The sequence below is a fragment of the Halobacterium bonnevillei genome, assembly GCF_009831555.1.
Lineage (GTDB): Archaea > Halobacteriota > Halobacteria > Halobacteriales > Halobacteriaceae > Halobacterium > Halobacterium bonnevillei.
The window spans coordinates 1-2,310 of sequence record NZ_WUUU01000284.1 but is presented as its reverse complement, the minus strand read 5'-3'; the positions used below and the strand labels follow the sequence as shown (position 1 = coordinate 2,310).

Below are 2,310 nucleotides of genomic sequence, written 5' to 3'. Positions count from 1 at the left end.
TCCCGCGACCGTGACGGCGAGGCGCGCCACACCCGTGCCGGCGAGGAACGCCGGCCGGCTGTGCGGAAGCGAGAGCGCGAGCCGGATGCGTCCGGACGAGACAGCGCTCGGAATGGCTTCGTGGGTGACCGTCCCGGCGGTCAGCGGCACCGCGAACAGGAACAACAGCGCCAATCCCGAGGAGAGCGGCGTGCTGGCGGGGCCGCGCGTGAACGCGTACGCCATGGCCGCAGCCAGCAGCCCGAAGAACCCGGGGAACAGCAGAAACGACCGGTCGGCTCGCAGCACGTCGACGTCCCGGCGTGCGACGACTCGCCAGCTCACGGCATCACCTCGAAGTGGAGGGACACGGGCACGTGTTCGACGACTCGGCGAGGGGAGAAGTGTCTTGCTCCGCGTCGCGCTCCGTGCGAACCCCCGGAGCGTGGGCGTTACACCCGGTCGTCCGGGTCGTGGGAGTCGGCCATCCGGGTGGCTTCCTGGCCGTACCGCTCGCGGTCCTCGGGGTCCTCGACGCGGTCGAGGCTGTCTGGTTCGACGTCGACGGCGGCCGTCGGGTCGCCGGCGTTCAGCGACCGTTGTTTGCGGAGCACGCGCTCGCCGTCGGTCGTCGCGTACACGAGGTTCAACAGCCCCTTGTCGGTGTACTCGCGGAAGACCAGCCAGACGCGCTCAGTCTCGGGCATCACCGGGGATTCGTCGGCCGACGGTTCAAGTGTGCCGGTTCGGCGACCGCGTCGAGATCACGGGGCCGGTTCGCTGCCGCGCGAGGGCGGACGCGTCGCCCGGCGACACGTCAGGCGAGCAGGCCGGCGAGTAGTCCGCCGAGTGCCGCAAATACGACGTCCACGGCGACGTACACGAGTACCGCGAAGACGACAAAGACCGCGAGCTTGGGTGTCCCGGCGGCGAGCGCTTGCTCGGAGAGCCCGAGCGGGGTCTCGGAGTTCGTGACGACGTCGCGGGCGATCTCGTCGGCGAACGAGCGGTCGATCTCGGTCAGAGCGGTCACGCCTATCCAGCCGACGACGAGGAGGGCGACTAGCAGGTAGTCCAGCAGTTTGTCGTAGAACAGCGACGACGCAGTCGTGTCGTGGGACGCGTCCGTGGCTGACGGCACTGGTATCGACCACTCGCCTGCGTCTGGTAATCCCTGCGACGGGGCGCGACGCGAGCAACTGCGCCGCGACCGCGCAGTTGAAAGTCGCCGCGGCCCAAGCCGGGTGTGATGGACGCCGACGCGGTCCGGGAGCGGGCCAGCGACCTCCCCGCGGAGCCGGGCGTCTACCAGTTCGAGGAGGAACTGTCGCGGGCCGGCGGCGACGAGTCGGGGGGCGGCGCGGACACGAGGGTCCTCTACGTCGGGAAAGCGGTGGACGTCCGCGACCGCGTGCGGTCGTACGCGGACCCGCGCAGCGAGCGCATCGAGCGGATGGTCGAGCGCGCGGACGCCGTCGACTTCGCGGTGACGGACACCGAGACGCAGGCGCTGTTGCTGGAGGCGAACCTCGTGAAGCGCCACCAGCCGCGGTACAACGTCCGCCTCAAAGACGACAAGTCCTACCCGCTCGTGCAGTTCACCGACCACGACGCCCCGCGCATCGAGGTGACCCGCGACCCCGACGAGGGCGCGGCGGCGTTCGGTCCGTACACGGACAAGGGCGACGTGGAAACGGTCGTGAAGGCGGTTCGCGAGGTGTACGGGCTGCGGGGGTGCTCGGACCACAAGTACAGCGGCCGGGCACGCCCCTGCCTGGACTACGAGATGGGGCTGTGTTCGGCGCCGTGCACGGGCGAGATTTCGCCCGACGACTACGCGGCGGACGCGCGGGCCGCGCGGCGGTTCTTCGAGGGGGAGACTGGTGCGCTCGCGGACCCCCTGGAGCGCGCGATGGAGCAGGCCGCCCAGCGCGAGGAGTTTCGAGCGCGCGGCGAACCTCCGGGACCGCCTGGACGTCGTGGAGTCGTTCCACGGCGGCTCGGGCGGTGCGGTGGCGGGTAGCGACGACGCGGAGACGACGGACGTCCTGGGCGTCGCTGTCGAGGGCGAGGAGGCGACTGTCGCGCGACTCCACGCCGAGCACGGCCAGCTCGTCGAGCGCGACCAGCACCACCTGGACGCCCCCGGGAGCGGCGGCGCGGACCGGGCGGCTGCAGACGGGTCGACCTTCGACGGGATGACTTCGGAGGGCGCGGCCGGGGAGCCAGCGAGCCGCGTCGCGGACGTGCTCGCGGCGTTCCTCGTGCAGTTCTACGCGGAGCGCGACCTCCCGGACCGGCTGTTGCTGCCCGAGCACCACGGGGACGACG

2 protein-coding genes and 2 pseudogenes are annotated in these 2,310 nt (G+C 71.3%); 1 reads left to right on the top strand and 3 read right to left on the bottom strand.

Annotation, left to right across the window (positions count from 1 at the left end):
• The 3 genes and pseudogenes from GRX66_RS18385 to GRX66_RS18375 all read right to left on the bottom strand — a co-directional run.
• A pseudogene (locus GRX66_RS18385) lies at positions 1–324 on the bottom strand (hypothetical protein); the annotation flags it as partial.
• 107 nt (positions 325–431) lie between these two features.
• Positions 432–686, bottom strand: coding sequence for a hypothetical protein (locus tag GRX66_RS18380; RefSeq protein WP_159527772.1), 255 nt, complete (start codon positions 684–686; stop codon positions 432–434).
• A 110-nt stretch (positions 687–796) separates the two neighbouring features.
• Positions 797–1,120, bottom strand: coding sequence for a hypothetical protein (locus GRX66_RS18375; protein WP_159527771.1), 324 nt, complete (start codon positions 1,118–1,120; stop codon positions 797–799).
• Positions 1,121–1,228: 108 nt separating this feature from the next.
• Between GRX66_RS18375 and GRX66_RS18370 the strand changes: the two are divergent.
• Positions 1,229–2,310: pseudogene (locus GRX66_RS18370) on the top strand (excinuclease ABC subunit C); the annotation flags it as partial.

Bases quoted from the DNA above. Each gene is read 5' to 3' on its own strand.
- GRX66_RS18380 (WP_159527772.1), bottom strand. From the start codon at position 686: ATGCCCGAGACTGAGCGCGTCTGGCTGGTCTTCCGCGAGTACACCGAC.